Consider the following 25,488-nt stretch of genomic DNA (forward strand, 5'->3'; position numbering starts at 1 on the left):
GGCGAATACCGGCGATCAGAGTGGGTTGAGCTGAGCTCCACAATCTTTCAGATCGAGAAGTCCTCGCCGTGCCAGACGCCGGCCTCGGGCGGCCTGATGACGTGATTGGTCTGGGAGCCGTCCGCGTGCGCTTCGAGTCTGGTCACGCGGGTCAGCAGCGACTGCAGGCTGACGCCGACGAGGTCGGGCATCATCGAGTCGTCCGGACTGCCTGGACGGCTGCGGCTGATGACCTGCCCCGGAACCCCGATGACCACCGAGCTCGATGGAACCTCCTTGACCACCACGGCGTTGGCGCCGATGCGGCTGTCGTCGCCGACCTTGATCGCGCCCAGAATTTTCGCTCCGGCGCCGACGATCACCCGATCACCGATGGTGGGGTGTCGTTTTCCGGTGTCCCTGCCGCTGCCGCCGAGGGTGACGCCGTGGTAGAGGGTCACGTCCTCGCCCACCTCGGCGGTCTCACCGATCACCACGCCGGTCGCGTGGTCGATGAAAAGACCGGGGCCCAAGATGGCACCGGGATGGATCTCGACGCCGGTCAGAATCCGGGTGATTTCGGCGGTGATGCGTGCGGCGAGCTTCGCGCCGCGCTGCCACAGCCAGTGGTTGACCCGGTGGCACCAGATGGCGTGCACGCCCGGGTAGGCAAAGATCACCTGCAGCGTGGTCGGAGCGGCCGGATCGCGCTCCTTGGCCGCTCGTATGTCCTGTCGGATGGCTTCGAGCACGGCTAATCTGCCAGGTCGGCGAACAACGGCGTGCTGAGGTACCGCTCGCCGAAGTCGGGTAGCACCACGACGACGAGCTTTCCAGCGTTCTCGGGCCTGCGGGCGACCTCCAGCGCGGCGACCACCGCCGCCCCCGACGAGATGCCGACCAACAGTCCCTCTTCGGCGGCCAGCCGCCGGGCCAGGGTCATGGACTCCTCGTTGCCGACGGTGATCACCTCGTCGACCAGATCCATCGCGAGCACGGGCGGGACGAACCCGGCGCCCAAGCCCTGGATGGGGTGCGGGCCTTTCTGACCGCCGGACAACACCGGCGACCCGGCCGGCTCGACGGCGATGAATTGTGTTGAAGGCTTGCGTTCCTTGATCACCTGCGCCACACCGGTGATGGTGCCGCCGGTGCCCACGCCGGCGACGAAGATATCGACTTTGCCGTCCGTGTCGCGCCACACTTCCTCCGCGGTGGTGGCGCGGTGGATCGCGGGGTTGGCCTTGTTCTCGAATTGCTGTGGCACGAAATACCGTTGGTCGCTCTTGGCCAGTTCCTCGGCCTTGGCGATAGCGCCCGGCATGCCCTCGGAGCCCGGCGTCAAAACGATCTCGGCGCCCAAGGCGCGCAACAACATTCGTCGCTCGACGCTCATGGTCTCGGGCATGGTCAGCACGCAGCGGTAGCCACGGGCGGCGGCCACCAGCGCCAGGGCGATGCCGGTGTTGCCGCTCGTCGGCTCGAGAATGATCGTGTCCGGTTTGATCAGGCCCGCCTGCTCGGCCGCATCGATCATCGCGACCCCGATGCGGTCCTTGACACTGTTGCCCGGGTTGAAGAATTCCAGCTTGGCGACGACGTCGGCGACCGCACCTTCGGTGACCCGGTTGAGCCGGACCAGCGGGGTGTTACCGATCAGTTCCGTGACGTTCTCGGCGATGCTCATCTACCTATTGTCTCCAACGATGTAGGGCCAGGCCTCGACCTGCCAGCTAATATCGGACTCTATGTTCATCTCGGCGGGGATGGCTAGCGCCACCGGGGTCAAGCGCTGCGACGCTTTGCCCAACGCCACCCGGTGAGGCACGCGTCCACGCTGATCGCAAACCGTTTTCGCGGCGCCGAGGGCTCGAGGAAATCAACAACAACAACAACAGCGACAACAGTCCACGGCGAGGTCACGCGACGGGACAAAGCGCAGCTGTGCGGGGCATTGCATGTCACCACTATAGGGCATCTGACGGCGGCGGTCGGTCGGCTCAGCTCGGCCGCAGGCCTTCTGGCCAGGACTTATTCCTGCCTCCGCTCGCCGCTGCTTTCTCCGGTGTGCACGGGGGATCACATGATCGCCGATGTCGTGCTGGGGCGGTCGCACAACAGCGGCACTGGGCCGAGCCCATTTCTGCTGGCACTGCGATTGCCGCTTGCAGAACCCCCGGCTAGCTGGGTGTGGGGCTTCGAGCGCCCCCCGCCGGGCGCTCAGGTGCCTGCGCTCCAACCGAATACGCGTGACGTCAGCAGCACGACGCCGAGCGAGATGGTGGCGACGACGGTGAGCCCGATGACCGCGACTACCAGCGGACGCCATCCGGTGCGCGCGATCTGACGGATATCGGTGTTGAGCCCCACGCCAGCAAACGTCAGCAAAAACGCCCATTTCGAGATGTTGGCCAGGTTGGCGGTTTGACCCTTGGTCAGCCAGCCCGCGGTGGCGATCCCCGAGACCACCAGGAAGCCGAGCACGAATTTCGGGAACTTGTTCCAGATGAACGCGACCTTGGCCTTGGCGCCCCGCGCGATTTCGTCGGCTTGCCCCCTACCCGCCCAGAACAGCGCGAAGCCCAGCACGACGAACCCGATCAGGGCGTTGCGAGTCGACTTCACCAGCACTGCGATCTTGCCGGCATGGTCGGAGTAGAGGTATCCGGTGGCGGTCGTCTCGGCGGTGTTGTCCACGGAAAGCCCCGCCCACAGACCGAATTCGTGGTCGCTAAGGCCGATCGCATGTCCTAGCGGCGGCAACACGAACAGCGATACCGCCCCCAGAGCCAGGATTGCCGCGATCGCGTAACTGACATCGGAGTTGCGGGCCCGGATCGCGCCTTTGGCGGCCACGATGGCCGACACCCCGCAGATGGACGTACCTATCGCCAACAGCGACCCGAGCTTGCCCGATAACCCGAACGCGCTGGCCACCACGATGATGATCGTCCCGGCGATCGTCATGTCCACGAGGATCTGTACCAGGCTGATCCCACCGAGTTTGGCGATATCGCCCAGCACGAATCGCGAACCGAGCGCCACGATGCCGGCCTTGAGCCAGAATTCATACGTCAGCACGCCGGGGCGGAAAATCGGGTGCAGGCCGACGGTGTTGGTGATGAGCAACCCAATCACTATCGCCCACGACACGTATTCGATGTCGGGCACGGTCCAATGTTCGTGCTTGGCCAGGGCGTTCCACCAGATCTGGGCGTACTTGCCCACCACCCCCACGCCGACCAGGAGCAGGACGCCGGGTACGTAGTCGAGCGGACGGGTGCTGGTGAAGGTGGCTTCGGTCGACGTGTCGTCGGGCCGCACCTGGACTGTGCTCACTCCGGTCACCAGGGGACCTTCGGGAGCGCGTCGGCCACGGCCAGCGCGACGATCACACCTGCCACCGCCGTCGCCCACCAGTCCACCGACACCGAGCCGAGCCGGGCCGCCCAATCCGGCCCCCGCGGAACCTCGAGGTTTTTGATTGGCACGTCTTCGCCCACGATGATCGCTCCTCAAGCGCCTATGGGGGCGCCCTTAGCCGCACCCGTCGACTCCGAATGGTGGCGTGCGCGGGGGCGGCATCGGAAGTGATTGGCTCGGGCTGAATTTAGCTCTGCCGGTCGATCAGGTTGGCAGGCCGTACTTCTCGGCGTCGGCGCGGTAGCGGTCCACCCAATCGTCGGAGCGCTGGTCGGCCTGGCGCTCCAGCACCGGGTCGGGCGCCAGCTGCGGGTCCAGTCCCAGCGCCTCGAGGATGGATCCCACCACCTGAGTCAGGTTGCGCCACAACACCGGATACGAAATGTCCATGGGCTTGATGTCCTCTTCGGCGAACCAGTTTCGCCAGCCCTCTTCTTGCGCACGCAGCATGCTGACCACGTGGGCGATCGCCCCGGCGTGATACGTGGCGCGCGCGTCCCGCACCGGGTCGGGCCTGCCTCGCCAGACCCGTGTCTGCACCGCCCGCCAGAACGACACGGCCTGGGAGACGACGTCGGGCCGGTAGACGTGAATCAGCAGCGGCCGCTCGCCCACTACATCGGTGATCGCCGCCAGCAGGCCCTCGCCACTCCGATCCGGCAGGTTCTTGGCACGATTCAGCAGCAGCGGCGTCTGGTTCCACATCAGCTTGCCGCCCCACACCCCGTTCGGTGTGCGTCCGACCGTGCGAATGTAGGCACGCCAGATCTCGGGCGGCGCCAGGTCCGGTGTCCCGACGTCCAGCGGATCGAGCAGGCTCAGGATCGTCTCGTCCTCGACACCGGCGAACCACTCCCGCGGCTGAGGGGATTGGCTGGTGGAGGGCAGGTACTGGAAGAACTCCTGTGGCTCGCCGGCCACGCCGGTGGCGCGCAGCGACTCGACCAGCAGCGTGCTGCCGCTGCGCTGCGACGCCAACACCAGATATGACGACGGGCTACCAGTCACCGGCAGAGTGTATCCAGAACCGCCAATTCTTATCCGGGGTAGCGCGATTACGGTCAGTATGAGTGAAAGTCTTGCGTTGAACGGGATTTGCCGAATGTAAACGGCAACGCTTGTCTTCGAGCCGACGTCACCGTCGCCGCAAGATCAAGTGCTTCAGCGGCATTCAAGGCTCGGTCGCGATTGACCCCGCCTCCGGCAGTTGATGTTTTATGAGTGCGAATCTGAGGTGATCTGCACTGTCCCCGCGCCGTCAGGTTCCTCGGCGGTCTCGCAGACGCATACGTGGACGCCGTGTCGCCACGGCCCGAACTGCGTGCCGCGCCTGCGCAGCAGGTGCTGCTTGTAGACCTTGTCGCGTTGATCCCGTGAGAATGCAAAATCCAGGTTGACGGGCAGGCCGGCCCAGTCACACTGGTCACCGACCGATCCGTCGGTCATGTCGGTGTACCGCAGTCGGCATTGCAGCGGGCAGCCGTTCTTGAAGACCCGATCGGGTCCATCACACTGCTGAGCCACGATGACGTCACTCCTTCAGGCGTGCGACCTTGTGAGTGCATCGTGCGGCGCAGAGGTTTCAGGCGCGGGTGTGCGATGTTTCCGCTGTGTTAAGGGTGTGGCCGATCGGCGCTAGTAGACGTCGCGGTGGTAGCGCTTGTCGGCGCTCAACGATTGGACGTAATCCTTCGCCGCGTCCTGGTCGAGGTTGCCGAATTCGGCCGCGATCTCGCAGAGCGCCCGGTCAACGTCCTTGGCCATGGGATCCGCGGTGCCGCAGACGTACAGCTGGGCGCCGTCCTGCAGCCAGCTCCACAGCTGGGCTCCACGTTTGCGCATCAGGTGCTGCACGTAGACCTTCTGCTGCTGGTCCCTCGAGAACGCCAGGTCCAGCTCGGTGAGAAACCCGTCGTCACGCATCTGCTCGAGTTCGTCGCGGTAGTAGAAGTCGGTGGCGGCGTGTTGCTCACCGAAGAACAGCCAGTTGGGGCCGGTGTGACCCAGCGCGCGTCGTTCCTGCAGAAAACCGCGGAAGGGCGCGATGCCGGTCCCGGGGCCGATCATGATCATCGGCGTGTCCGAGTCACTCGGCGGCCGGAAATTGCTCGACTGCTGCAGATAGACAGCCACTCGGTCGCCGGGTGAGCGGTCCGCCAGGTAAGTCGAGCACACCCCGCGACGCGGCACGCCCTGGAAGTTGAACCGCACCGGGGAGACCGTCAGGTGAACTTCGCCCGGACACGCTTTGGGGCTGGACGAGATCGAGTACAGCCGCGGCTGAAGGCGCTTGAGAACGCGCAGCCATTCGTGGGCCGATGCGGAGACCGGCAGCTTCGACAGCAGGTCGATGGATTGGCGCCCCCACGTCCAATCCGCCAGCGCGCGCTTGTTTTCCGGCTTCAGCAGCTCCGCGAGTGTCGAGTCGCCGGTGCGCTCCTGCACGAACCGCACCAGGTCGCGGCTGATGTGGGCGATCTCGATGCGCTCGGTGAGCGCGGAGCGCAACGACATCAGACCATGCTCGCCGACCTCGACCGGTGTCTGCCCGCTCAGGCCGGTGACCGACAGCCATTCGTCGACCAACTCGTCGCTGTTGCGTGGCCACACGCCCAGTGCGTCGCCGGCCTCGTACGTCACGGATTCTTCCGGCATGTCGAAAACCAAGTGCCGCACGTCTTTTGACGATTGCGGCTGGCTCAACACGGTGTTGCGCATCATGCCGGTGATCAGCGGATGCTTCTTGCTGTAGGAGCCAGGCGCGCCCGGCCGGGATGGCGCCACGACCGCGGAAGCGCGGGCCGGCGCTGCCGCGGCTCCGTCTCCGCCGACCGACGTGGGCGTCTTGGTGAGGGCGTCGATGACGTCGCCCAGCCACTTCGCCGCGGTGTCGTCGTAGTCGGGTTCGCAATCCACCCGATCGGTGATGCGGGCCGCGCCGAGCTCGGCGAGGCGCGCGTCCAGTTTGCGTCCATGCCCGCAGAAATCGTCGTAATTGGAATCGCCCAGCGCAAGTACGGCATAGCGGGTGCCGGTCAGTCGCGGTGCGCTGTCGGCGGTCAGCGCCCGCCACAGGCCGGCGCCGTTGTCCGGCGCTTCGCCGTCACCGGTGGTGCTGGTGACGAGCAGGAGTTCCTTCGTCGTCGCCAAGTCGCTTGCAGGGAAGTCATCCATGCTGCGTAATGTGACCGGAAGTTCGGCGGCACCCAACCGCGCGGCGATGGCGGCGGCGAGTTCCTCTGCGTTCCCGGTCTGCGACGCCCATAACACCACCACGGGCGCGCGCCGGGCCGCGGGTTTGGCATCGGCGGGCGGCGAAGTCGACCGGGACTTCTCTGGTATCGAGGCCGGCTCGGGTCCGTCGGTGCGCGAAAACAAACCCGCCAGCAGGCCGTCCACCCATAACCGGGTGCTTGAATCAAACGGCGCGCTCAGCGGCAGGGTGGGCACCCCACCGGCGCGGCGGCCGGCCTCCGAGCGCAAGCCGGAGAGCATGCCGGCGAGGTATGAGCGGCCACGATCATCGAATTCAGGCTTGGGTTGTGTTGCCACACCGAGCAATTCGCTGAGGGCGTCGACTTGTGACACGCTGATTTCTCGTACCTCCGTGGGCGCGGGTTCTGGTGTGTCGCTGGGGGTCGGCACCTCAGTGCCCGAAACGGGTTGTGAGACGGCCACCTTCGTCAGCGCGACGGCGCACGCCTTGAATTCTGGTTGGCTCGAGATCGGATCCACCGCGTCGTTGGTGACGGCGTTGATCGACAGGTACTCGCCGAAGGCGTCGTTCCAATGGAAGGGCGCGAAGCAGTTGCCGGGCCGCACCCGGTCGCTGATGACGGCGGGGAGTACGGCGCGGCCTCGGCGGGAGGCGATTTCGATCTGATCGTCGTCGGCGATCTGTAGGTTGACGGCATCGTCGGGGTGGATCTCGACGAAGGGCCGGGGATTGAGCTTGGTTAGCTTTGCCACCTTGCCGGTCTTGGTCATGGTGTGCCACTGGTGCGGCAGGCGACCGGTGTTCAGCAGAAACGGGTAGTCGTCGTCGGGCATTTCCTCGGGCAGCAGGTGCGGGCGGGCGAAGAACACCGCACGGCCCGTCGGAGTCGGGAAGGCCAGCCGCGGCACGCTGCCGTCCTCGCGGACCAGTTGCGTCTGGCTCACGCCGTCGTTGAGGTAGCGGATCGGGTTGCGGTCGCGCGCACCGTCGGGGGCGCACGGCCACTGCATCGGACCCTGACGCAGTCGCTCATGACTGACGCCGCGCAGGTCATATCCGGTCCTCGGGTTCCAGAACCGCTTGATCTCTTCGAAGACTTCATCGGCGGAGTCGTAGCTGAATGCCTCCGAAAAGCCCATCTCGCAGGCGATCCGGGCGATGATCTGCCAGTCGGGCAAAGCTTGGCCGGGCGCCCGCACCGCCGGCTGGAACAATGTCATGGTTCGCTCCGAATTGACCATGACCCCTTCGGACTCCGTCCACAGGGCCGCCGGCAATAACACGTCGGCGTATCCGTTGCTCTCGGTTTCGAAGAACGCGTCCTGGGCAATCACGAATTCGGTGCGTTCCAGTCCGGCCAGCACCGTCTTTCGATTGGCAACTGAGGCAACGGGGTTGGTGCAGATGATCCAGCACGCCTTGATGTGCCCGTCGGCCATCCGGGAGAACATGTCGATGGTGCCTTTACCGACCTCGGTACGCAGCGTTCCGCGGGGGATGGCCCACAGGTTTTCGACGAACTCGCGGTCGTCGTCCGATGCCACCGAACGCTGGCCGGGCAAACCCGGCCCCATGTAACCCATCTCGCGACCACCCATCGCGTTAGGCTGGCCGGTGAGCGAGAAGGGACCGCTCCCTGGCTTACAGATCGAACCGGTCGCCAGGTGCAGGTTGCAGATGGCATTGGTGTTCCAGGTGCCATGGGTGCTCTGATTGAGGCCCATCGTCCAGCAGCTCATGAAGTTCTCGGCCTCGCCGATCATTTGAGCCGCTTTGCGGATGTCCGCTTCGGGTATCCCGGTCACCGCGCTGACCATGTCGGGGGTGTACTGCTCGAGGAAACCGGGCATCGCCTCCCAGCCCTCGGTGAATTCGGCGATGAATTCCGCGTCGGTGTTGCCGTTCTCGACGATCAGGTGCAGCAGTCCGTTGAGCAGCGCCAGATCGGTCCCCGGCGCGATCTGCAGGAACAGATCGGCCTTGTCGGCGGTCGCGGTGCGGCGCGGGTCGACGACGATCAGCCGCGCGCCCGCTTTGACCCGGTCCATCATGCGCAGGAATAGGATGGGATGGCAGTCGACCATGTTGGCGCCGATGACGAAAAAGACGTCGGCCCGCTCGAAGTCCTGGTATGACCCGGGTGGTCCGTCCGCGCCCAGCGAGAGCTTGTAACCAGAACCGGCGCTGGCCATGCACAGACGCGAGTTCGACTCGATCTGGTTGGTGCCGATGAAGCCTTTGGTCAGCTTGTTCGCCAGGTACTGCGCCTCGATGGACATCTGGCCGGACACGTACATGGCGAAGGCATCCGCGCCGTGTTCGTCGACGATTGCGCGTAACCGCTTCGCGCACTGCGCGATTGCCTGGTCCACGTCGACGGGCTCGAGCGGTTCGCCGCGGTCGGCCCGCACATGCGCCGATTCCATCCGGCCGGGCGCACCAAGCATGTCCGCGGTGGTGGCACCCTTGGTGCACAATCGGCCGAAGTTCGCCGGATGTTCCTTGTTCCCAACCGACTTCGCGATGTGATCGCGGCCCGTTTTCGGATCCTTGGTGATCTGCAACACCATGCCGCAACCGACGCCGCAGTAAGCGCACATGGTGTTCACGGCGTTGTCGGGCGCCATGGACTCCCTAGCCACGCTTACGTCCCTCCGTCAAGTGCGTACGGTTAGCTCCCTATGGGTGAGTTCATTGTGGAGCAGGCATGTTTCGGCATCGCTGCTCGAAATTTCCCCCGGTTTACTTCTTCCTCTCAACGGTCAACGTGCCGGTGTGAAATCGCCGGGGGTATTCACGCGTGAGGACCGCATTAACGCAGGTCACCGTCGACCGCCTGTCCCGCTTGAGGTTACTCAGTGCGCCCTTCGAAACGCTTCTCAGAACAGGGTTTTTGACCAAACCGATGGGACATTCACAGTCTTCGCTAAGCTCACCGCGTGCGTCAGCTCATTGTGATCTTCCTGGTTTTGCTGGCCTCCGGCTGCGGCTGGAAGCCCACCGCGCCACCACAGGCCCGGCCAGACACCTGCAAGGACTCCGATGGACCCACCGCCGACACCGTGCGCCGGGCCATCACCGCGGTTCCCATCGCGGTCCCCGGCACCATTTGGGTCGAGATGGGCCGGGGACACACGCGGAACTGCCGGTTGTACTGGGTGCAGATCATCCCGACGATCGCCAGCGAATCGACTCCGCAACAGCTGATCTTCTTCGACCACAACACCCCGCTCGGTAGCCCAACCTCGAACCCCAAGCCGTATATCACCGTGCTGCCGCCCTCGGATGACACCGTCACCGTTCAATACCAGTGGCAGAAGGGAAATGATCAGCTGTGCTGTCCCACTGGAATCGGCACGGTGAAGTTCCGGATCGGCCCGGATGGCAAGCTGCAAACCCTTGGCAAGGTGCCGAACCAGTAACGTTGACGAGCCCGGGGCCAGCCGAGCGGGTGGACGATTGCCGAGCAGCCCGTCAGCTCGTGACGGCCTCGGCCAAATTCTCCGGATGCAGCATCTCGACGTAACGCAGCCGCTCCGGGACCCCGAACCCGTCGACAAGCGTCTCGGCATGCGGGCGCAACGCGCGACACCGGTCGTTGATCCCGCGGGTGACGGCCTTAGCGCGTTCGGTGGACAGGTAGCGGTGCTCGATGTACCAGGCCTTGTCGTCCTCGATGACTGATAGCGCGTACAGGTCGCACAAGATGCCGAGTAGTTCGCGGGCCTGCTCGTCGGGGCACGCGTCGATCCCTGCGACGAACGCCTCCAGGATGACGCGATCGATGTGCGCGCTGGCCGCGTGCAACACGTGATCTTGCACCGAGTTGAACGCGTCGAATGCCGACATCTCCTTGGACTTGGCCTGCAGCCTGCGCGCCACCGACGCCAGCAGATATTCCTCGCGGTCCTCGAACATCTTGATCTGGGTGCCGCGGTTGAAGAGGCTCCCCTCTTCTTCGCTGTCTTGCCGGGTGTCCACGATGGTTTGGATAATCGCTTCTGCCGCAGTGCGTTTCACCACACGCTCGCCAACGGTGTTGGCGGCGAAGCGCACCCATTCGACCGGACTCATGCTCTTGATGTCGTCGGCGTAGGCCGTGAGCAGTTCCTTGGCCACCAACTGGGTCAGCACGTGGTTGTCGCCCTCGAACGTGGTGAAAACGTCGGTGTCACCCCGAAGCCCGATCAGCCTGTTCTCGGCCATGTAGCCCGCACCACCACATGCCTCGCGGGACTCCTGGATCGCCCGGCTCGCATGCCAGGTGTTCGCGGCCTTCAGCCCGGCGGCACGCGCCTCGAGTTCGCGCTGCTCGTCGGCGTCGGGCGCGTCGGCGCTCTGCACGTCATGACACTTGCCGACCAGTTCGTTCTGCGCGAACTGCAATGCGTAGGACTTCGCGATCAACGGAAACAGTCGCCGCTGGTGCACCAAGTAGTCCATGATCAGCACTTCGGAGTCGTCATCGGGTGCGCTGAACTGCCTGCGCTGCAACGCATACCGGGTTGCGATATCCAGCGCGACGCGACCGGCGGCACCAGCGCTGCCGCCCACAGTGATGCGGCCACGGACCAGGGTGCCCAGCATGGTGAAGAACCGGCGGTTCGGGTTGTCGATCGGCGAACTGTACGTGCCGTCCGCGGCGACATCGCCGTACTTGTTCAGCAGGTTGACTCGCGGGACGCGGACATGGTCGAACACGATGCGGCCGTTGTCGACGCCGGGCAGCCCGCCCTTGTACTCGCAGTCCGACGTGGTGACTCCGGGCAGGTCGTTGCCGTCCTCGTCGCGGATCGGGACCAGAACACAGTGCACACCGTGATTGACCGGCTTGCCGTCCTCGGTGGTGATCAGCTGCGCGAAAACCGCTGCCATGGTTGCGGTTTCGGCGGCACCGCCGATGTAGTCCTTGCGTGCCGACGGGGTGGGGGAGTCGATGACGAACTCTTGAGTCTCAGGGTCGTACGTCGCGGTGGTCTCCAGTGACTGCACGTCGCTGCCGTGTCCGGTCTCGGTCATGGCGAAACATCCGCGCAACTCCAGGCTGATGATCTTGGGCACGTACATCTCGTGGTGGCGCTCGGTACCCAAGTTCTCCACGGCCCCGCCGAACAGGCCCCACTGCACGCCGGCCTTCACCATCAGCGACAGGTCCGACATCGCGAGCATCTCGATCATCGTGATCGCCGCACCGACGTCGCCGGTGCCGCCGTGTTCCTTTTTGAAACTGTCGGCGGCCGCGCCGAACGCCGCCATGATCCTCATCTGCTCCGCCACCTTGGTGCGGGCGATCACCGTGTTCGGCGTGTAGTGCGGGCGGAACAGGTCCTCGGTGAGCGTGTCCCGCATCCGGTTCCTGACGTCGCGCCAACGCCCGTCCAAGGCATTGCGCAGATGTTCGGCAGTGGTAGTCGTTTCAGGCGCCATAATCCGACAGTAATGGGCGGTTCGCGTCGCGGCGAACAACCACGAAGTTCATGTCGGCGAACCGACCTTCGCCACCGCCGTCAGCCCCCGGTGCCCGAACTCAGCGCTGGGTTTGAGGGGCTTCCCGGGGCTTGCGGTCGGGCGCCGGGTTGCGGTTCTCGCCGTGCGGCGACCGCAGCCGGTAGAGCGCGAACCCGGCCGCGACGACACCGAACAGGACGAGCATCCCCATGTCGAACACCCACCAGCCGCTGTAGTGCGTCCACGTCACGGCGTCGGCGGCCAGCGAGTCGACCCTGCGCAGATTCACGGTGGACGCGCCGGCCGCGAAACCCCATTGGGCCGGGACCAACCAGCTGATCTGCTGCAGGCCCCACAGACTCACCAGCTGCACCAGGCTCCCGTTGAACAGCGCCGAGGCCAGGACCACGGGCACCACCAGCGGCAGCACCTCCCGCAGCGACGTCCCCAAGGACGACAGCGCGAGGCCGATGACCGCGGACACGATTGCGGTGACGGCCACACTCACGTAAAGCTCGACCGTGGCGTTGTGCAGCAAGGCGGCGCTTCCTCCCGGCTCGCCCTTCACCGCGATGACGATCGTCACCATGACGGCGGTCCAGATGGCCGCGGCCAGGCCGTACACGGTGATCTTGGCGGTCAGGTACGCCGGTGCGGACAGTCCGACCTCCTGCTCGCGCCGGAAGATGCGGTGTTCGCAAACCAGCGCCCGGATGGTCAGCGCCGTGCCGATGATCACCGCGGCGATGTTGAGTCCGGCCAGGATCTCGATGGCCTCGTGCGCATTCGCACTGCCCGGGTCAGGCCGCGTCAGGCCGGACTCACCTGGAACCAGCAGCGTCAATCCCGCCAACACGAACGGCAGGATCGCCAGGAACGCGAAATAGATGGGATCGCCGAGAAGCAGGTGAGCCTCGCGCCGGACCACCAATCGGATCTGGCGGTTCCTGGATAGCCCGGGCGGCGGCGGACCGGGGGCCGCGACGTCTGGAGGGGTGGCCGGCGCCCCCGCCTGCTGCGTCGCACGGAAGGCACGGTGGGCTCCCTCGGGATCGGCTCCGACCTGCGACAGCACTCTCGACCAGTCGCTGGTGCCCATCACGGACTCGACCTGCAGGGGCGTTCCCAGATAGGCCATCCTGCCCGCCGCGGTTAGGACCAGCACCTGGTCGCATGCGTTCACGTCGGTGAGGGCCGCGCGGTCCGAGATCGCGACGACGACGGCGCAGCCGATATTGGCCTGGTGCCGCAGAATCGCCATGACCCGACGTTGTTGTGCCGCATCCAGTCCGGCAGTCGGTTCGTCGACCACGAGCAGACTCGGTCGGGTGACGAGCTCGACCGCCAGGGCAGCGCATCGTCGCACCTCGGGGGCGAGCTTGCGGATTCTGGTATCCCGGTGCGACGTCAGCTCGAGTTCGTCGAGAACCTGGCTGACCACGCGGTCGCGTTGCTCGGGCAACGTGTCCGGTGGCAGCCGCATTTCGGCGGCATACTCCACGGTCTGGGCGACCGTGAGCTGACGGTGCAGACGGTCGTCGCGCGGGACTACCCCGATCCGAGTCCGCATGTACTCCGGTCCTGCGTGGACATCGTGTTCGTCCACGGTGACGCGCCCGGAGCTGGGTGTTCTGGTGCCGGCCAGCAGCGCGAGCAGCGCGGAATTGCGCGCGGCCGAGGGCCCGATGACTGCGGTCATGGCGCCGGGACGCGCTTTGAACGAGATGTCCGACAGGGTCTCGTGCCCGTCGACTGTCAGCCCCATCTGATACGCGGCCATCCCGGTGGTGCGTGACGCGGTCTGCAGCGGCAGGCGATAGGTGGAGTCGGGTTCAGCGGTGCGAAACGAGGGGCGCTGGACGCGGAGCTTGCTGGTCACCATGCGCTCGATCAGGCTAGGGCCCTTTTGCTGCTCGCGTTCCGCGGCGGGCGGGCCGGTCGGTGCCATCGGGGGCTGAGCCGGGGGCGCCGCGACCGAGGGGACCGTACCGGGGGGAGGTGGCGGTGGACTGGGCTGGGGTGGCTGCTGGGCGGCGGCGGGCGGTGGGGGTGCTGCGACGGGCATCCGCTGCGTGGCGCTCTGGGTGGGTATCCGCGGGTCGGGCTCGTTCGGACGACCCGGCGGCGGCGCGCCTGGGGGAAATGGAGGCGCCTGCGGTGCATTCGGCGGGGGATACGTCTGGCCACGAGGCGGCTGGCCGGATGGTGCGCTAGAGAGCGCAGTTTGAAAGACGAGGCGCGGACCGTGCTGGGGATCCGCGATGGCGATTTCCAAGCCGTCGCGAATCTCGAGGGTGGGCACTCGGGTTCCGCGGGTGAACATGCCGCGACGGCTCAGGTCGATCGCCACCCATTGAGTTCCGGTGAACCGCAAGATCACATCGACTCGGGGCGCCGCGGGCGGTTGCGGCGGATTTTCGAGACGCTCCAGCGAAATGTCGCTACCCGGGCCGTAGCCCACGATCACGTCACGGCCCGGGGTAAAGACATACCTCGTCGGTCCCGCCCAGACGGTCAGCGAGGCCGGGTGTGCCGAAGCCTCGGTCGGCATTGCCGCCACCTTTCGTCACGTTCCGCTGGATTGATCTCGCGCTCAAGGACGGCCAGGCCCTCAGGCGCCGGTCGCCGCGTTCGCTTAACTGTCTACTCTCGTCCGAGCTGCTACCACCAGCGTCGGCTATTCACACCGTGGTACGCCGACCCGCGAGGGAGGCGCCACGCGACGCGTTGTCGAGCAGCCCGCGCAGCACGTCGACCGCTTGCACCAGCACTTGACGGTCCGCGGGATCGAGCAGCGCCAATTGCGGTTCGATCGCGGCGGCGCGGTCGGCCCGAACCGCGTTGAGCGTGCGCCTGCCCGCGGTCGTGATGCGGATCCGGACTGCCCGCGCGTCTCCCGGGTCGACCATCCGCGTGACCAAGCCCGCCTCCTCGAGACGGCGCACCTGCGTCGTCATCGTCGGTTGCGAACAGTGATCGACGGCGGCCAGGTCACCGATTCGGGCTTCGCCGTGAGCTTCGATGGTCGCCAGCAGCCTGGCCTGCGCCGCCGGCAATGGCATGTGGATGCGTTGGGTGGCCATGCGGTTGAGCCGTGCGACCACGGCGAGCAGATCGGCTCCCAGCCCCTGTGCTCCCTCGAACTTTGCGGCATCGACGACGTTGTCCATGCATCCATGGTTGCATAGCTTTGCTAAGCGAGGCAGAAATGGCGACGCGTTTCGCGTCGTGCGCAGATCACAGGATGTATCGGCGGGACTTCGCGCTGCGGCCTGGCAGAATCGTTGAAGTGAAAACCCCACCCCCGGTCCGTTTGCGCGATCGGGGTGGACCCCTAAAACCGACCGAGTTGGCACAGGCCTCGGTCATGGGTGCTCTCTGCGCGGTGATCGCCATCATCGCTACGGTGGTCCCGTTCGCTCAGGGCTTGGCGTTGCTGGGCACGGTGCCCATGGCGCTGTTGGCTTACCGCTACCGGCTTCGCGTGCTTATCGCCGCGACGGTTGCTGCCGGAATGATCACCTTTCTCATTTCCGGACTAGGTAGCTTGGCGGCGGTCCTCAACTGCGTCTACATCGGCGGGTTGACCGGGCTGGTCAAACGCAAGGGCCGAGGCGCACCGACTGTGGTTGTCACGTCCTTTGTCGCCGGGGCGGTCGTCGGCGGAGTAACCGTCGGAATGTTGGCGGTGCTAACCCGGCTGCGGCATCTCATTTTTCAGGTCATGACCGCGAATGTGGATGGTGTCAAAACATTCTTGGTGCGGATACACCTGCAAGGAGTCGCCGCCGGTGTGCAGCGGTGCTTTGCCTACGGGCTGCATTACTGGCCGTGGTTGATGCTCTGCTATCTCACCTACGGGGTGATGATCTCGTCGCTGATCGGGTGGTGGGTACTTTCGCGGCTGTTGCAGCGTATGCACAACATTCCCGACGTGCACAAGCTGGACACTGCTGACAGCGCCGGATTGTCGGATGCCGCGATCGGTCCTGTGCCGGTGCGGTTGGTCGACGTGCGGTTCCGCTACCCGGGCGCAACCCAAGACGCGTTGCGTGAGATCAGTCTGGACCTCCGGGTCGGCGAACATGTCGCCGTCGTCGGCGCTAACGGTTCCGGGAAAACGACCTTGACGCTGATTCTGGCGGGCCGGGAACCGACGTCGGGTGCCGTATATCGCCCTGGCGCAGTGGGTTTGGGGAGAGTCGGTGGCACGTCGCTCGTGCTTCAGCACCCCCAAACCCAGGTCTTGGGCACCAGAGTGGCAGACGATGTGGTCTGGGGCCTGCCGCCGGGCACAAAAGTCGACGTGAACCAGTTGCTGAGCGAGGTGGGCCTCGACGGGCTCGCCGAGCGCGACACCGGAAGCCTGTCCGGCGGGGAGCTGCAGCGCCTGGCGCTGGCCGCCGCGCTCGCCCGGGAGCCGTCGCTGTTGATCGCCGACGAGTTCACCAGCATGATCGACCAGCCGGGCCGCGAACTCTTGTTGGACGTCCTGTCCGGTCTCCCAGAGCGACACCGCACGGCCCTAGTGCACATCACGCACTTCGACAATGAGGCTGCATCGGCGGATCGCACGATCAATCTCAGCGATTCATCCGACAACAGCGGCATGGTCGAGATCGCACCGGCGCCGGTGCCGACCGGCGCACGCAGGCCCGGCTCCAACAAACCGGTCCTCGAGGTGGTGGGCGTCGGGCACGAATACCACAGCGGTACGCCGTGGGCGAAGACCGCGCTGCGCGATATCAACTTCACGGTGGAGCAAGGCGACGGCTTGCTCATCCACGGCGGCAACGGCTCTGGCAAGTCGACACTGGCGTGGATTATGGCCGGCCTGACGGTGCCTACCGAGGGTGTCTGCCTCATTGACGGTGAACCCACCCATCGGCATGTCGGCGCGGTGGCCTTGTCGTTCCAGGCCGCCCGGCTGCAGTTGATGCGCAGCCACGTCGACCGGGAACTGGCGTCCGTCGCGGGCTTCTCGCACCGGGACCACGATCGCGTGGCCGCCGCGTTGATCGCGGTTGGACTGGACCCGGCACTGGGCAAGCGGCGCATCGATCAGCTCAGCGGTGGGCAGATGCGCCGCGTGGTGCTGGCCGGACTGTTGGCGTGTTCGCCCCGGGTGTTGATTCTCGACGAACCGTTGGCGGGACTGGATGCCAGCAGCCAGCGCGGTCTCCTGCGAGTGCTTGCGAATTTGCGCCGTACCCGCGGAGTGACGTTGGTCGTCATTTCGCACGACTTCGTCGGGCTTGACGAGGTTTGTCCGCGGACCATCCGGTTGCGCAACGGTGCGCTGGAAACGGTGTCCACCACGGCCGCGGCGGGAGGCCCGGCGTGACGACTCCATCCACCGCGGCGACCAATGTGAATCGGCGCCGTTCCACATCGGTCGTCCTGCTGGTCCCGGTGCCCGGAAGATCGGCCATTCACGACCTTTGGGCCGGCACCAAACTGCTGGTCGTCTTCGGCGTTTCGGTGCTGCTGACGTTCTATCCGGGATGGACGACGATCGCGTTGGTGGCGGCACTGGTAGCGGCGGCGGTCTGGATTGCACGAATTCCCCGTGGTGCGCTGCCGCCGATCCCGCGGTGGCTGTGGGCCCTTCTCGCGTTGGGTTTTGTCACCGCGGCGCTGGCCGGCGGCCGTCCCACGGTGCCGATAGGCGATGTGGTCCTGGGGCTCGGTGGGGCTTTGCAGTTCCTCAGGATCACCGCGCTGTCGATCGTGCTGCTGGGCCTGGGAGCGATGGTGTCATGGACCACGAACGTTGCCGAAATCGCGCCGGCCATAGCGACGTTGGGTCGTCCGCTGAGAGTGCTTCGCATTCCGGTTGACGAATGGGCAGTGGCCCTGGCTCTCGCGTTGCGCGCGTTCCCGATGCTTATCGACGAGTTTCATGTGCTCTACGCCGCTCGGCTGTTGCGGCCCAACCGAATACCCGCGGGTCGCAGGGCACGGCTTCGGCAGCAGAGCCGGGGCGTGATCGACCTGATGGCCGCGGCGGTCGTCGTGACCCTGCGTCGGGCGGACGAGATGGGCGACGCTATCACCGCCCGTGGTGGCATCGGTCAGTTGTCCGCCAGCCCGGCGCGGCCGAAACTGGCGGACTGGTTGACGCTTACCATCACCGTTTTCGTCTGCATCGCCGCAGTGGTGATCGAGACCCTGCTGCCGCAAGTCGGCTGACGTCGGCGGCCCGGCCGCCCAGCGTCAAGTCCGCATCCGGTCGAGCAGGTTGGACAGCACGACGATGCTCTCACTGCGTTCGATGTCGGCGCTGGACCGGATTCGTTCCAATGCTGTCTCCAAATGCCGCATGTCGCGGGCCAGCACATGCAGGATCGCATCGGGAGTTCCGGTCACCGTCGCGGCGCTGAACACCTCGGGAATATCCACCCACGCCGCCCGCAGCGCGTCGGGCGCGATCCGGCCGTGGCAGAACACCTGCACGTAGGCCTCGGTGTTCCACCCCAGGGCGTTGCGGTCGATGACCGTGGTGAAGCCCTTGATGACGCCGCTGTCCAGCATCCGATCGACGCGCCGCTTCACCGCCGGCGCAGACAAATTCACCTTTTCGCCGATCTCGGCGAACGTGGCCCGGGCATGCTCGGTCAGCTCGGCGAGGATGCGCTCGTCGGTCTCGTCCAAGCGGTCCATAGTGGTCTTTCCTCCCGCAGAAGCAACGAATCACCATAATCCGCGATTTAACGCAACAAATCAACACTAAGCACGCAATAGGCGTGGTTTGATTAACGTTCGTGCCGTAAATATCGTTGATTTATGACGGACCAACACGTGGTAGCGGCGCTTGCGCCCGGGCCCGCCGCGCTTCGTCGCACCCCGAGCGTCCGTCGCTACGCGATGACGCCGCCGACCTTCTTCGCGGTCGAATACGCGATCAACCCCTGGATGGACATCAATGCACCCATCGATGTTGTTCTCGCACAGGCGCAGTGGGAAAGCTTGTATGAAACCTACCTACGGTTGGGGCATCACGTGGACGTGGTCCGGCCCGTGGCCGGTCTTCCGGACATGGTCTATGCCGCCAATGGAGGGTTCGTCGCCCATGATGTCGCGATTGTCGCGAGGTTCCGGTTCGCCGAACGGGCCGGCGAATCACACGCCTACGCCCGGTGGATGTCATCGCTCGGCTACCGGCCCGTGTGCACCCGTCACGTCAACGAAGGGCAGGGCGACCTGCTGAAGGTCGGCGACATCGTGCTGGCCGGCTGGGGATTTCGCACCGACCGGCGTGCGCATGCGGAAATCTCCGCGGCGTTGCGCGCGCCGGTGATCTCATTGGAACTGGTAGACCCTCGCTTCTACCATCTCGACACGGCACTGGCCGTTCTCGACGATCACACCATCGCCTTCTACCCGCCGGCTTTCAGCGTCGCCGCCCAAGCGCACCTGGCCGCGCTGTTCCCCGATGCCATCATCGCCGACACGGCCGATGCCTACGTGCTGGGCCTCAACGTCGTCTCCGATGGTCTGCACGTGATACATCCCAGCGCAGCAACGGGTTTCGCGGCGAAGCTGCGCGGGGCCGGGTTCGAGCCGATCGGGGTCGATTTGTCCGAGCTGCTCAAGGGCGGCGGTTCCGTCAAGTGCTGCACGTTGGAGGTATTCCCATGACGATTCTGGATGCGCAAACGTCGCAGAAGGTCACCGCCAATCGGATCGAGACTGCGATCCGATTGGTGAATAGGCGGACGGCGCACAACTATTCGCCGCTGCCGGTGGTCGCCGCAAGCGCCGAGGGAGCGTGGATCACCGACATCGACGGCCGACGCTACCTGGATTGCCTGTCCGCCTATTCCGCAGTGAACTTCGGTCACCGCAACCCGGAGATCACCGCCACCGCGCATGCGCAGCTCGACACCGTGACGTTGGTCAGCCGCGCATTTCATTCCGACAAGCTCGGGCCCTTCTGCGCCGCACTTGCCTACCTGTGCGACAAGGACATGGTGCTGCCGATGAACTCGGGCGCCGAGGCCGTCGAAAGCGGCCTCAAGGTGGCTCGCAAGTGGGGTGTCGACGTCAAGGGCGTTCCCGCGGATCAAGCCAACATCATCGTCGCCGACAACAACTTCCATGGCCGCACGATCAGCATCGTCAGCTTCTCCTCGGATCCCGCGGCGCGAACAGGATTCGGGCCCTTCACGCCGGGATTCCGTTCGGTGCCCTTCGGTGACGCCGCAGCGCTGGCTCAAGCGATCGACGCCAACACCGTCGCGGTGCTGTTGGAGCCGATCCAGGGCGAAGCCGGGATCATCGTCCCGCCCGACGATTACCTGCCGGCGGTCCGCGCGCTGTGCAGCGAGCACAACGTGCTGATGATCGTCGATGAGATCCAGTCGGGCCTGGCGCGGACCGGCTACACGTTCGCCTGTGACCGGTGGCGGGTGGTCCCCGACGTCTACCTGCTGGGCAAGGCGCTGGGCGGCGGGGTGGTTCCGCTGTCGGCGGTGGTGGCCGACCGCGACGTCCTGGGCGTGTTGCACCCGGGCGAGCACGGGTCTACCTTCGGCGGCAATCCGCTGGCCGCGGCGATCGGCACCACGGTGGTGTCCATGCTGGCGCGCGGCGAGTTCCAGGCGCGGGCGACGGCGCTGGGTGCGCACCTGCATCGGCGGCTGCGACGGCTGCTCGGGCACGGTGTCCAGGAGGTACGGGGTCTGGGTTTGTGGGCCGGCGTCGACATCGACCCCTCGCTGGGCAGCGGCAAAGAGATCAGTCGGCGGCTTGCCGATCGCGGAGTACTGGTGAAAGACACTCACGGTTCGACGTTGCGCTTCGCTCCGCCTTTGGTGGTCACCGCCCAGGAGATCGAGTGGGCGGTTGGCCAGCTTGCTGCGGTATTGCGGGAGGCTGCTTCATAATCAGCTGATCCGGCCACAGGAGGGTGCTTGCCAGCCACGTCGATCAGCCTGAAAGAGCAGATGCTGCGGCGGCGCCCGGTGGTGGGTGCGCACGCCGCACACGGGACCGCCGACCAACTCAAGCGCGGCATCGGAGCGTTCCAGCTGACCATGTTCGGGGTCGGTTCGACGGTCGGTACCGGGATCTTCTTCGTCATGTCGCAGGCCGTCCCCGAAGCGGGCCCGGGAGTGATCGTGTCCTTCCTCCTCGCGGGCATCGCGGCAGGTTTGGCGGCCGTCTGTTACGCCGAGTTGGCCTCGGCGGTGCCGGTTTCGGGGTCGTCGTATTCCTACGCCTACACCACACTCGGTGAGGTGGTGGCCGTGGGTGTGGCGGCCTGCCTGCTGCTGGAATACGGGGTGGCGACCGCCGCGGTCGCGGTCAGCTGGAGCGGCTATCTGAACAAGCTGCTGAGTAATGTCCTGGGATTTCGGCTGCCGCAAGCCTTATCGGCCGCGCCGTGGGACTCCCAACCCGGTTACGTGAATGTGCCGGCGGTCCTGCTGATCGTGATGTGCGCGTTGCTGCTCATCCGCGGCGCCAGCGAGTCGGCCAAGGTCAACGCCGTCATGGTGATGATCAAACTCGGCGTGTTGGTCGTCTTCGCCGCGGTCGCTTTCACGGCGTTCGATGCGAGCCATCTGCGTGACTTCGCGCCCTTCGGCGTTTCGGGCATCGGTTCGGCCGCCGGCACCATCTTCTTCTCCTACATCGGCCTCGATGCCGTGTCCACCGCGGGCGATGAGGTGAACAACCCGCAGAAAACCATGCCGCGCGCACTGATCGGGGCGCTGCTCACCGTCACCGGCGTCTACGTCCTTGTCGCGGTGGCCGCGCTGGGCACCCAGCCGTGGCAGGACTTCGCCGGCCAGCAGGAAGCCGGGCTGGCCACGATCCTGGACAACGTCACCCACGGCGGCTGGGCCGGCACGATTCTGGCTGCCGGAGCGGTCATTTCGATCTTCAGCGTCACGCTGGTCACCATGTACGGCCTGACCCGCATCCTGTTCGCAATGGGCCGTGATGGGCTGCTGCCGGCGAGGTTCGCGACGGTAAACGCGCGCACCATGACACCGGTGACCAACACGGTGATCGTCGCCATCGTGGCCTCGACTCTGGCGGCCTTCATCCCGCTGCAGAAGCTCGCCGACATGGTGTCGATCGGCACGCTCACCGCGTTCGTCGTCGTGTCCGTCGGGGTGATCATCCTGCGGGTGCGCGAGCCCGACCTGCCACGCGGATTCAAGGTCCCGGGTTATCCCGTCACGCCCGTCGTTTCCGTGGCGGCCTGCGGCTACATCCTGGCCAGCCTGCACTGGTACACGTGGATCGCGTTCAGCGGCTGGGTGTTACTGGCGCTGATCTTCTATTTCGCCTGGGGTCGCCACCACAGCGCGCTCAACGACGAGGCGGTCGAGCGGTCACTGGGCGACGCCCGGTGACGTGACCTCACTGGCGCGTCGCCGCGGCGTTGGCCGCCGCCTGAGCCCTTTGCAGCGTCGCCGCGACATCGCCACGGCCCAGGAACATTTCGTCGAAGTACGGTTGCAAGGCGTCGTTGCCGGCGGCAAATCCCGCGCCTCCGGGAGCCGCGATGCGCGGCCCATTCAGTACGGCGAAAAAGGGCGTGACGTCGACACCCCTGGTGGCCCAGTACTGGAAGTAGACCGGTTGGGCGCTGGACACCGCGGGGATAGCCGCACCGTAGCGTCCCAGGTATTCGTTGCCCTGCTTGCTCCCCATCCAGGCCAGCACCTGACGCACGGCGTCGGGGTGCTTCGTCGCCGCATTGCCCGCCGCGGCAATGCCATTGGTGACGCTGACGCGCCCGGCCGGACCGGTGGGCATCATCGCAACGCCCCAAGGGAAGCGGGCGTCGCGCGCTATAGGTGACAGGTTGTAGGTGCCGGACTGGAAGAGCGCCATTCTGCCGGCCAGGAATTGGTTACGGGAGAAGTCGCCGTTGTCGTTGGTGTCGGCCGCCGGGGGCGCGACGTGGTCACGGTTGATCAGATCGATCAGATACCGAAAGGCCGTCACGGCGGCGGGATTGTCAAACGCGAAGTTGTCGCCTCGCTGGAACACGCCGCCGGCCGAACCGATGTAGTTCAAGTAGATGGCTTGGGGGTCGTTCGCCGCGTTGTACGCCCACTGTCGCACCCGTCCCGCATCGAAACCTGCTGCGTCGCCGCGGTTTCCGTCGGCATCGACGGTGAGGCGACGTAACAGGGGAAGCAAGGTGTCGCCGTCGTTGGGATTCCACCGCAGGGTGCTCAGCTGCGCGGGATCGACGCCCGCGGCGGCGAGAAGATCGGCGTTGTAATACAACGCGATCCCAGCGTCGGTCAGCTGCGGCACGCCCCACAACGTGTCGTTGCGGGTGAACTGCTCGACGACCGGCCGCTCCCACCCGGACGCGGCCTCAGGCCCCAGTAGTTTGCCGATGTTCAGGAGCCGGCCGCTGTCGGCATACGCGGCGAGATAGGCGTTGGACAGCCAGAAGATGTCGTCGGCGCTGCCGCCGGCAACGTCGGTGCGCAGCGTGTTGAAGTAGGTCGAGTACGCGACCAGATTCAGGTGTATCTCGATGTCGGGATGGGCGCGGCTGAAGGCCTCGAAGGATTGTCGATAGGCCGCACCGATCTGATCGCCCCAGATGCGCACCGTGACGACGGTCTTGCCGCCGTGTGGCTGAGCGGAGTAGTCCAGCACCATCGCCATCGCGGCCAGCAGCACGGCCACCAGCGCAACCGATCCCGCGACCAGTGTGGAAAAGCGCGGCCGCCTCACTTGAGTCCCGAGACGACGATCGAAGCGACGATGTGGCGTTGGAACACCACGAACAGTGCGATCAGTGGGGCGATCGCGACCGTGGTCGCCGCCATCACCAACGTCCACTGGGAATTGAACCGCGACTGTAGGTCGGCGGTCGCAACGGTGAGCACCCGCCACTTGTGCCCGCTGGTGATCACCAACGGCCACATGAAGTTATTCCACTGCGAGACCACGGTGATCAATGCCAGCGCGGCCAGGACCGGGCGACTGGACGGAATCACCACGTGCACGATCACGTCCAAGGTCTTCGCGCCGTCCAGGCGGGCGGCGTTGATCAATTCGTTCGGGATGATCCGGAAATGCTCGCGCAGCAAGAAGATCGCGTACGGGGAGCCGAACATGAACGGCAGCACCAACGCCCAGAACGTGTTGCGCAGCCCGAGTTGCGCCATCATGAGGTACATCGGCACCACCGTGACCGTTCCCGGCACCATCAGCGTCGCGATGTACACCCAGAACAGCGCATCACGACCGGGGAATTGCAAGCGCGCGAAGGCATATCCGGCCAGCACCGAGAAGGTCAACTGGCCCAGCAGAATCACCGCCGTCATTAAGGCCGTCACCGCCGCCGCGCGGCCGAACCCGGCCCCGCCCAGGCTGGCGAAATTCGACAGCGTGGGCGGCCGCGGCAGCTGCAACGGCGTACCCGTGACGAACTGGTGCGCCGAGGTGAACGACGTCATCAGTCCAAGGGCGAACGGCGCCAACGTGATCAACGCGCCCAGCGACAGCCCGGCATAAATCGCCACATTGGACGCGATCCGGCTAGGTGAGGTCATAACTGATCCGTCGCCGGAAATACAGATGCTGGACCACGGTGACGCCGATCAGGATCACGAATAACACCAACGCCATCACCGACGCCCGGCCAACGGACGCCGAAGCGAAAGCCTCGGCGTAGATGCGATGGGCCACCAGGTCGGTGCTATTGGCCGGTCCGCCGCCGGTGAGGGCGTACACCATGTCGAAAACCTGTGCCGCGCTCACGATCCCGGTCACCAACACAAAGAAGGTCGTCGGTCGCAGCATGGGCATGGTGATGCGCCAGAACCGCTGCCATGCGGTGGCGCCGTCGGTGCGTGCGGCGGCATGGACGTCCTCGGGAATGGCCAGCAGGCCCGCCAGGAACGACAATGAGACGTAGCCGACGTTGGTCCACACCACCACGGCCGACACCAGCGGCAGCGCAAAGCTGGGATCCGAAAGCCATCCGATGCTGTGTCCCAGCACCGTGCTCACGGCGCCGTCCGTGGGAGCCAGGATCCAGCGCCACAGCACCGCGATGGCCAGCGGCGCGCAAATCCACGGCAGCACAAATAGGGTGCGAAACAGATTGGTGCCGCGGAGCTGTTGGGCCAGCATGGTCGCGGCCAGCAGTCCCAACATGGTCTGCGCCGGCACCACGATCGCCACGAAGATGACCGTGACGATCAGGGAGTTGCCGAACCCGGCGTCGGTCAGGACCGAGCGCCAGTTGGACAGGCCGACGAAGTGCAGCGGGCCGAGCAGGTCCCATCGGCACAGGCTCAGCCAGAGCACGACCAGGATGGGCAGCAGAAGAAAGGCGACCACGCCGAACAGGCTGGGCGCCAGCAGCGCGTAGCCCAGCGCGGTGGATCGAGGTTGAATCCCGCGTACCGCGCTGGCCATGGGGTAAT

General features: G+C 65.7%; 20 protein-coding genes. 6 read left to right on the forward strand and 14 right to left on the reverse strand.

Going from position 1 to position 25,488, the window contains the following annotated elements; translation table 11 throughout:
• Positions 1-47: 47 nt before the first annotated feature.
• The 7 genes from cysE to AC5Y4H_RS08180 all read right to left on the reverse strand — a co-directional run bounded on the left by cysE (position 48) and on the right by AC5Y4H_RS08180 (position 9,246).
• Positions 48-731 carry a serine O-acetyltransferase gene (gene cysE, locus AC5Y4H_RS08150; protein ID WP_499980158.1) on the reverse strand — a complete coding sequence of 228 codons (684 nt, stop codon included), beginning with the start codon at positions 729-731 and terminating at the stop codon, positions 48-50.
• Positions 732-733: 2 nt separating this feature from the next.
• Positions 734-1,666, reverse strand: coding sequence for a cysteine synthase A (cysK, locus tag AC5Y4H_RS08155; protein WP_499980160.1), 933 nt, complete (start codon positions 1,664-1,666; stop codon positions 734-736).
• Positions 1,667-2,199: 533 nt separating this feature from the next.
• Entirely contained in the window at positions 2,200-3,330 is a 1,131-nt protein-coding gene (locus AC5Y4H_RS08160; RefSeq protein WP_499980304.1) for a YeiH family protein, read from the reverse strand.
• Positions 3,324-3,482, reverse strand: a complete 159-nt coding sequence (locus AC5Y4H_RS08165; protein ID WP_499980163.1) for a hypothetical protein — start codon at positions 3,480-3,482, stop codon at positions 3,324-3,326. The genes AC5Y4H_RS08160 and AC5Y4H_RS08165 overlap by 7 nt, the downstream gene beginning before the upstream one ends.
• Positions 3,483-3,606: 124 nt before the next feature.
• On the reverse strand, positions 3,607-4,410 hold the full coding sequence (gene stf0, locus AC5Y4H_RS08170) for a trehalose 2-sulfotransferase (protein WP_499980165.1): 804 nt from the start codon (positions 4,408-4,410) through the stop codon (positions 3,607-3,609).
• A gap of 207 nt (positions 4,411-4,617) precedes the next feature.
• Positions 4,618-4,848, reverse strand: coding sequence for a hypothetical protein (locus tag AC5Y4H_RS08175; RefSeq protein ID WP_499980305.1), 231 nt, complete (start codon positions 4,846-4,848; stop codon positions 4,618-4,620).
• 189 nt (positions 4,849-5,037) lie between these two features.
• Positions 5,038-9,246, reverse strand: a complete 4,209-nt coding sequence (locus AC5Y4H_RS08180; protein ID WP_499980306.1) for a bifunctional nitrate reductase/sulfite reductase flavoprotein subunit alpha — start codon at positions 9,244-9,246, stop codon at positions 5,038-5,040.
• A gap of 327 nt (positions 9,247-9,573) precedes the next feature.
• Between AC5Y4H_RS08180 and AC5Y4H_RS08185 the strand changes: the two genes are divergently transcribed.
• Complete coding sequence (locus AC5Y4H_RS08185; RefSeq protein WP_499980308.1) at positions 9,574-10,041, forward strand: LppP/LprE family lipoprotein; 468 nt, start codon at positions 9,574-9,576, stop codon at positions 10,039-10,041.
• A 52-nt stretch (positions 10,042-10,093) separates the two neighbouring features.
• On the opposite strand, the gene AC5Y4H_RS08190 is transcribed toward AC5Y4H_RS08185, so the two are convergent.
• The 3 genes from AC5Y4H_RS08190 to AC5Y4H_RS08200 form a co-directional block, all read right to left on the reverse strand.
• The gene (locus tag AC5Y4H_RS08190; RefSeq protein ID WP_499980166.1) at positions 10,094-12,046 is read right to left on the reverse strand and encodes an acyl-CoA dehydrogenase family protein; all 1,953 of its coding nucleotides are present in this window, start codon (positions 12,044-12,046) and stop codon (positions 10,094-10,096) included.
• Between the two features lie 100 nt (positions 12,047-12,146).
• On the reverse strand, positions 12,147-14,618 hold the full coding sequence (locus tag AC5Y4H_RS08195) for an ATP-binding cassette domain-containing protein (RefSeq protein ID WP_499980167.1): 2,472 nt from the start codon (positions 14,616-14,618) through the stop codon (positions 12,147-12,149).
• Between the two features lie 130 nt (positions 14,619-14,748).
• Entirely contained in the window at positions 14,749-15,237 is a 489-nt protein-coding gene (locus AC5Y4H_RS08200) for a MarR family winged helix-turn-helix transcriptional regulator (protein WP_499980168.1), read from the reverse strand.
• Positions 15,238-15,311: 74 nt separating this feature from the next.
• Between AC5Y4H_RS08200 and AC5Y4H_RS08205 the strand changes: the two genes are divergently transcribed.
• Positions 15,312-17,411: an ABC transporter ATP-binding protein gene (locus AC5Y4H_RS08205; protein WP_499980309.1), complete on the forward strand. Its 2,100-nt coding sequence runs from the start codon at positions 15,312-15,314 to the stop codon at positions 17,409-17,411.
• Positions 17,408-18,259, forward strand: a complete 852-nt coding sequence (locus AC5Y4H_RS08210; protein ID WP_499980171.1) for a CbiQ family ECF transporter T component — start codon at positions 17,408-17,410, stop codon at positions 18,257-18,259. Before AC5Y4H_RS08205 ends, AC5Y4H_RS08210 begins: the two co-directional genes overlap by 4 nt.
• Before the next feature lie 24 nt (positions 18,260-18,283).
• On the opposite strand, the gene AC5Y4H_RS08215 is transcribed toward AC5Y4H_RS08210, so the two are convergent.
• A complete protein-coding gene (locus tag AC5Y4H_RS08215) occupies positions 18,284-18,730 on the reverse strand; it encodes an Rv2324 family transcriptional regulator (RefSeq protein WP_499980176.1) in 447 nt (148 codons plus the stop codon).
• Between the two features lie 123 nt (positions 18,731-18,853).
• Between AC5Y4H_RS08215 and ddaH the strand changes: the two genes are divergently transcribed.
• The 3 genes from ddaH to AC5Y4H_RS08230 are packed head-to-tail and all read left to right on the forward strand — an operon-like array spanning position 18,854 to position 22,437.
• A complete protein-coding gene (ddaH, locus tag AC5Y4H_RS08220; RefSeq protein WP_499980179.1) occupies positions 18,854-19,708 on the forward strand; it encodes a dimethylargininase in 855 nt (284 codons plus the stop codon).
• Positions 19,705-20,955, forward strand: a complete 1,251-nt coding sequence (rocD, locus tag AC5Y4H_RS08225; RefSeq protein WP_499980183.1) for an ornithine--oxo-acid transaminase — start codon at positions 19,705-19,707, stop codon at positions 20,953-20,955. Before ddaH ends, rocD begins: the two co-directional genes overlap by 4 nt.
• A gap of 27 nt (positions 20,956-20,982) precedes the next feature.
• A complete protein-coding gene (locus AC5Y4H_RS08230) occupies positions 20,983-22,437 on the forward strand; it encodes an amino acid permease (RefSeq protein WP_499980186.1) in 1,455 nt (484 codons plus the stop codon).
• A 7-nt stretch (positions 22,438-22,444) separates the two neighbouring features.
• On the opposite strand, the gene AC5Y4H_RS08235 is transcribed toward AC5Y4H_RS08230, so the two are convergent.
• Genes AC5Y4H_RS08235 through AC5Y4H_RS08245 form a run of 3 tightly spaced genes read right to left on the reverse strand, consistent with a single transcriptional unit; the run spans position 22,445 to position 25,480 of the window.
• Positions 22,445-23,785 carry an extracellular solute-binding protein gene (locus AC5Y4H_RS08235; RefSeq protein ID WP_499980190.1) on the reverse strand — a complete coding sequence of 447 codons (1,341 nt, stop codon included), beginning with the start codon at positions 23,783-23,785 and terminating at the stop codon, positions 22,445-22,447.
• Positions 23,782-24,609, reverse strand: coding sequence for a carbohydrate ABC transporter permease (locus tag AC5Y4H_RS08240; RefSeq protein WP_499980194.1), 828 nt, complete (start codon positions 24,607-24,609; stop codon positions 23,782-23,784). Before AC5Y4H_RS08240 ends, AC5Y4H_RS08235 begins: the two co-directional genes overlap by 4 nt.
• Positions 24,596-25,480: a carbohydrate ABC transporter permease gene (locus AC5Y4H_RS08245; protein ID WP_499980198.1), complete on the reverse strand. Its 885-nt coding sequence runs from the start codon at positions 25,478-25,480 to the stop codon at positions 24,596-24,598. The genes AC5Y4H_RS08240 and AC5Y4H_RS08245 overlap by 14 nt, the downstream gene beginning before the upstream one ends.
• Positions 25,481-25,488: the final 8 nt, after the last annotated feature.

The organism is Mycobacterium sp. NGS58, from assembly GCF_059812385.1.

Coding starts and splice junctions, on each gene's coding strand:
- cysK (WP_499980160.1), bottom strand. CDS start 1,666: ATGAGCATCGCCGAGAACGTCACGGAACTGATCGGTAACACCCCGCTG.
- AC5Y4H_RS08175 (WP_499980305.1), bottom strand. CDS start 4,848: ATGACCGACGGATCGGTCGGTGACCAGTGTGACTGGGCCGGCCTGCCC.
- AC5Y4H_RS08180 (WP_499980306.1), bottom strand. CDS start 9,246: ATGGCGCCCGACAACGCCGTGAACACCATGTGCGCTTACTGCGGCGTC.
- AC5Y4H_RS08190 (WP_499980166.1), bottom strand. CDS start 12,046: ATGGCGCCTGAAACGACTACCACTGCCGAACATCTGCGCAATGCCTTG.
- AC5Y4H_RS08195 (WP_499980167.1), bottom strand. CDS start 14,618: ATGCCGACCGAGGCTTCGGCACACCCGGCCTCGCTGACCGTCTGGGCG.
- AC5Y4H_RS08200 (WP_499980168.1), bottom strand. CDS start 15,237: ATGGACAACGTCGTCGATGCCGCAAAGTTCGAGGGAGCACAGGGGCTG.
- AC5Y4H_RS08205 (WP_499980309.1), top strand. CDS start 15,312: ATGTATCGGCGGGACTTCGCGCTGCGGCCTGGCAGAATCGTTGAAGTG.
- AC5Y4H_RS08215 (WP_499980176.1), bottom strand. CDS start 18,730: ATGGACCGCTTGGACGAGACCGACGAGCGCATCCTCGCCGAGCTGACC.
- ddaH (WP_499980179.1), top strand. CDS start 18,854: ATGACGGACCAACACGTGGTAGCGGCGCTTGCGCCCGGGCCCGCCGCG.
- rocD (WP_499980183.1), top strand. CDS start 19,705: ATGACGATTCTGGATGCGCAAACGTCGCAGAAGGTCACCGCCAATCGG.
- AC5Y4H_RS08240 (WP_499980194.1), bottom strand. CDS start 24,609: ATGACCTCACCTAGCCGGATCGCGTCCAATGTGGCGATTTATGCCGGG.
- AC5Y4H_RS08245 (WP_499980198.1), bottom strand. CDS start 25,480: ATGGCCAGCGCGGTACGCGGGATTCAACCTCGATCCACCGCGCTGGGC.